The sequence below is a fragment of the Flagellimonas pacifica genome (assembly GCF_900215465.1).
GTDB lineage: Bacteria > Bacteroidota > Bacteroidia > Flavobacteriales > Flavobacteriaceae > Flagellimonas > Flagellimonas pacifica.
In genome coordinates, this window is sequence record NZ_OBEH01000018.1 from 1 (window position 1) to 1,064 (window position 1,064).

The window sequence follows — 1,064 nt, forward strand, 5'->3', positions numbered from 1 at the left end:
ATCTGGACCAAGTGTTCCTCAAGGGTTCCCAAGAGACGATATGGCAGCTCAGGGCGGATGCTGATTTTCCGAAGAACACAAGGGAGGCCGTGCAAATGATCATTCAGACCATTCCCGGTCAATCCTATGCCCTGACCAATGACCTTTTGGGGGCCTTTGAAGATGGTGACCTTCGTTTGGACCATTGGGTGGGGAACCGGTCGGATACTGACAATACGATCACCTTGCATTATGCCCATAAATACAAGGCAGGTCTCAATGAAACGGAATCCTTGGAATATTCCATTCTCTTCCGGTTGGCCGAACAGTTTTTGATACGGGCAGAGGCCAAGGTACATATGGGAGATATTGCTGGGGCAAGGGCAGACCTGGATGCCATCAGGAACCGGGCTGGCCTGCCAAACACCATGGCGAATACAGAAAGCGATATTTTGGAGGCGATACTACTGGAGCGAAGGGTGGAACTGTTCACGGAACAGGGCCATCGTTGGTTCGATCTAAAACGGACCGGTAATGCGGGCAGTGTGTTAGGGGCAATGAAACCGAATTGGCAGGAAACCGATATACTGCTGCCCATTCCGGAAACCGAGCTGGAGGTCAATCCCAATTTGTTGCCACAAAATTTGGGCTATTGATGTAGGTGAACACGACTGGACCCTATCAATCGATGGGGTCTGGTTTATCGAGTTTTCAATTTTAATTAATTCAAGTATTATGAAAAATTACATATTGACCTGCTTTTTAATGCTATATATGTTTGGTCATGCAGGCGTTCCAGTACCTTCCATTAAAGTAATACCAAACGGCGACCTGTTCGAACAAGGGGACTTTTTGACCGCTTTCATTGAAGGGGACCAACTCTACCTGAACATCCCCGAGACGATTCTGGACAAACCTATGTTGTTCGTATGCTATTATGGGAGAAGGCGTAGCCACATGCAAGTGGTCTGGTCCCTTCAAAATGACAAAATACTCTTGAAACCCCAGAGCATCAGATCCACTGCAGGCATTATTTTGCCCGTTGCCAAGGGGTTGACCTTGATGGACAATGTCCTTGCCACATT

The 1,064-nt window shown here is 47.7% G+C and carries 2 protein-coding genes; both read left to right on the forward strand.

Annotation, left to right across the window (positions count from 1 at the left end; all coding sequences use genetic code 11):
* The coding region (locus CRO15_RS19595; RefSeq protein WP_133067299.1) for a RagB/SusD family nutrient uptake outer membrane protein at nt 1-635 on the forward strand (635 nt) is incomplete at its 5' end.
* A gap of 79 nt (nt 636-714) precedes the next feature.
* Nucleotides 715-1,064: hypothetical protein (locus CRO15_RS19600; RefSeq protein ID WP_133067300.1), on the forward strand; the 350-nt coding region annotated here is incomplete at its 3' end.